Origin of the sequence: Helicobacter didelphidarum, assembly GCF_003364195.1 — a bacterium.
Classification (GTDB): domain Bacteria; phylum Campylobacterota; class Campylobacteria; order Campylobacterales; family Helicobacteraceae; genus Helicobacter_A; species Helicobacter_A didelphidarum.
Genome location: NZ_NXLQ01000063.1, coordinates 1 through 3,896, shown reverse-complemented (window position 1 = coordinate 3,896; position 3,896 = coordinate 1). Strand labels below are relative to the sequence as shown.

The following is a 3,896-nucleotide window of genomic DNA, read 5'->3' as shown; positions in this document are numbered from 1 at the left end:
CTATGCAACACAATGTAGAGGAACAATATTCACTTCAAGCTGACAATGCTACGCTAGAATTACAAAGTGATTGTATCACACAAGCAGGAAATGAAATCATACACCAAGTGGGCGAAACCCAAATCATAGCCAAAGGAGACTCTGTCATCATAAAAGCAGGTGGAGTAGAAGTAGTGATAGATAGCAAAGGACTTGTAGTCAAAGGTGGAGAGGTGAAGAGTGAATAAACTTAAAAAGCCTATCAAGATGCTACAAAATGGCATATATCATCAAATGATATAAATAACAACATACTAAAGCAGGAAGGTAGCAATGGATAATAGACAAATACACACTTTTACAAGAGAGAAAGCGAGAGGGATTCTATTGATTTTTATGACACTAAGCCTATGTGTGAATCTAGCCTTTGCACAAAGCCCAAAGGAAGCAAAGCCTAGCTTTGATTGCACTAAAGCCACCACAAAGATAGAAAAGATGATTTGTAGCGATAGTGAATTAGCGAGGCTAGATAGATTGTATTCTAAGCTTTATTTTACCACACTCAAAGCTATCCTAAAGGATACGCCACAAGGGAAAGAGACAAGAGAGAATCTCAAGGCTTTTAATAGGCAAGTGATGGAAGCTAGAAACTCAAAAGCTTGTTATTATTCATCTTTGAGAAATACAGAATATATCGAGAATAAAGAGCTTCCTATTTGCATAAAAGATATTTATTTGGAAGCCTTAGTGTATATCGCCTATAATATGCTAGGGGAGCAAAAGTTATTAGAGTTTATAGAAAAGGATTATCCAGATGGCAATCCTTATTATAGTAGCGGGAGATATGACATCATAGCAAATCTTGCTTATTATAATCTCTATGATAGATTTTTTGATGCTAAACATAAAAATATTATTTTAGAATTTTTTAATTTTAGTGCAGAAAGATTTAATTGGGTTACCACAGGTGGAATGTCTGTAGATTCAGATTATAATGAGGTTGCGCTAGAGCATAGAGAATATTACAATAAACTTGACAAAGCTTTTAGAGTGGATACGAAGCTCAACAAACTACTAGGAAAATAAATGCTAAAAACGACTAATCAAAGCTATAATGATTTTGAAATAAGATTGCTTACTTTGGTAAGGTTAGTGGAAGGAGCAAGGAAATATATTTATACTGATAGTAAAACGATTGCAACCATTGGTATAGGATTCAATATTGAAGTAATAGAATGGAGAAAAGTAATTTTAATGTATAAATGCGGTATTCTTACACCAAGCATGCTAGAAACTCAAACAAATCTTAATACAGAACCGCAAGTAAAACGCTATATCAATTCATTACTTACCCATGCAAGCCAGTCAATGCAAACTCTTATCAATACAGCCTCTCAAGAAATAAAAAACAAGATTGATGAATATAAAAGGGATAATAATCTGCAAGCCAATAGTTCTCAAGAATCCCCTAGACGCAATGTGGTGATAATTCAAAATTTACAAAATGATATAAACACTATTTTGCAAAACAATATCGCTATTTATAATAATGCAGAAAATCGAAATAATCAACTTAATTCTAATATGGTATTTGAGCTTACAAATGATGAAAGTATTAATATTAAAAAAATTATTTCATTTGACAATAAAATAGCACTAAGAAATAAACTTAATACATGGGGCGTAGGGTATCTAAGTGCCTTAGTCAAACACAAGCAATCAATCCGCAAGAATTTATCCCTTTGCTTTCAATTTATTATCAAAGCCCAGCAAGATTTACTCAATTAGACAAATCGACATCAACCAAAGACCTTATTTTGTTAAAAAAAGCCTTGCAAAAAAAGAATAGGTTTTTAGCATGGTTTTCTATACGATATTATGCTGATATATGCAGATATTATATTCATAAACGAACATATACCTACTATCGTCGCAGAATTCAAGAAGCCGCCATGTTTAGATTAAACAACAAAGATGAAAATAATAATATAGAATATTTTTCTACAAGTATAGATATATTTTCTTATCTTAATTTTAATTTCAAAGAAGCAAATACTGCTAGAGGATTAAATTTACCTAATCGCTATACTTATCTATCTTTTTTGCAAACTTATAGTGAATGCACAGCGATTGATAGAATTGCTACAACACTATCAGGCGAATACAATAAATACCACACTACCGCAGAAAATTATTATTCGTATGTGAGCAATGAGGAATTTACAAATATTACCACTACCCTCTCCCCCTACCTCGACTATATCAACTTCACCTTTGCTAAAGGCACTATATCTCAATACGCACTAGAGAATATCTATGTCTTAGCAGATACGAGAGATTGTGAAAACCTAACTATCGCCCTTCAAGAAAGAGGTGATACAAGAAAACTTACAGCACTTCTTATCATTTGCCTTAAGTCAAATAGGGATTCTAGCAATAACACTCCCACTTATAGCTTCAAACAACCAAGTAATACATTCTTAAGTATTGTCGTATTTGAAGGGGCAAAGCTTGATGTCAGTGGTATAGATACACGCAATAGCGAAATACTCTATGCAAAGAGTGATACAACAAATAATATCATAGTTCATCTCTTGCTTGGCTCAAAACAATCAATGAAAAAAGAAAACGATAATACACTTAAAGCCATAGGTGATATGGGTGATACCAAAGAGACATATATATTTGAGAAAGCTCCTCATAGTGATGATAATTCTCATCTCATATCCCCGATACTTAGAATCTATAATGACAAAATAAATAATACCAATGATTTCATAGAAATACATAACTTTGCCAAAGATGAGATAGGAGAGGATAATATCAACTATATCTTAGGTAGTGATTGCAAACAAAGATACTTTGGAATAAGCCTCCACCTAGCAGATGATACCACTCCGCATAATACAGATTGTTCTCATGAGGGTAACTTTGAAGTTATCGTGCAAAATCTCAATCTCTATGGGTTAAATAAAGATGACAAACTCTATCTCTATGATTGTGAAAACAAACAACAACTAGAGCGAATCATCAAAGATGATTATAGTGCTACTTTTTCTCTCACACTCAATCTCCCACAACAAGATGAAGTCTCTCAAAGAAATCTAAGCTCTCACATAGTGATAGATTCTAAAGCTATAAAGAATGATAATGAAAGCATAGCAGAATGCACACATAATGCTAATGCAAATTTCCAAATCAACAAGTTAGCTAAACTTGCTAAACGATACATCATAACTGATGCTAAGCTTAAAACGAGCAAAACACCCTTGCAAACAAAACCAACAACACTTCGTGTCAAAGAAATAGTATATGAAGCAGGCAAGGCTATGTATTATAAACCTAATGATGAAGTCATGCTTAAAGCTAAGCATAATAAAGATAATCCAAGCAAAGAAGATAAAGATGAAACCAAGTGGGCTTATATCCTTACAGATTCTCAAAATCCACCACAAAATCCAAGTAGTCATAAAATGTTTAAGATAGATAAAGGCATTACAGGAGAAACCTATCAAGTAAAGATTCTGAAAGAATACTTTGATATAACTAAGACAAACTATCTCTATATCTATGCCTATATGGGTAGTCCTAGCCCTAAAGTATGTCAATGTCTTAGGATAGCCTATCCTTTATCTTTTAGATTTAATGGCAAAGAATTAATGATAGTAGAGTATGGGGAGATAAAGAAAGATAGTGTAGATTCTACTAAACCTCATAAAGATAGAATCTTTGTAGCCTTTAGTGGTAATGCCCTAAATAATAAGCAAAAAGAGCAATTACAAAGAGAGAAGGGCTATACACACTTTGTAGAATATGAAGAGAAAGGATTATTAAATAATACAACATATTATTTCTGTCTTGATAAAGATTGGCAAAAGGAGAAAGATAAAGGAGCTATTCCAGAGGGGGAATATTAT

The 3,896-nt window shown here is 32.8% G+C and carries 4 protein-coding genes; all 4 read left to right on the top strand.

Annotated features, from left to right (window positions below; genetic code table 11):
• The first annotated feature begins 2 nt into the window (after nucleotides 1–2).
• Nucleotides 3–227, top strand: a complete 225-nt coding sequence (locus tag CQA53_RS10360) for a hypothetical protein (protein WP_115543890.1) — start codon at nucleotides 3–5, stop codon at nucleotides 225–227.
• Between the two features lie 85 nt (nucleotides 228–312).
• Nucleotides 313–1,065: a lysozyme inhibitor LprI family protein gene (locus tag CQA53_RS12560; protein ID WP_181882442.1), complete on the top strand. Its 753-nt coding sequence runs from the start codon at nucleotides 313–315 to the stop codon at nucleotides 1,063–1,065.
• Nucleotides 1,066–1,767, top strand: a complete 702-nt coding sequence (locus CQA53_RS12555; protein WP_181882441.1) for a hypothetical protein — start codon at nucleotides 1,066–1,068, stop codon at nucleotides 1,765–1,767.
• Nucleotides 1,656–3,896, top strand: a 2,241-nt coding sequence (locus CQA53_RS12550) for a hypothetical protein (protein ID WP_181882439.1), incomplete at its 3' end; no start/stop codon positions are given. The genes CQA53_RS12555 and CQA53_RS12550, both read left to right, overlap by 112 nt.

Coding starts and splice junctions, on each gene's coding strand:
- CQA53_RS10360 (WP_115543890.1), top strand. CDS start 3: ATGCAACACAATGTAGAGGAACAATATTCACTTCAAGCTGACAATGCT.
- CQA53_RS12560 (WP_181882442.1), top strand. CDS start 313: ATGGATAATAGACAAATACACACTTTTACAAGAGAGAAAGCGAGAGGG.
- CQA53_RS12555 (WP_181882441.1), top strand. CDS start 1,066: ATGCTAAAAACGACTAATCAAAGCTATAATGATTTTGAAATAAGATTG.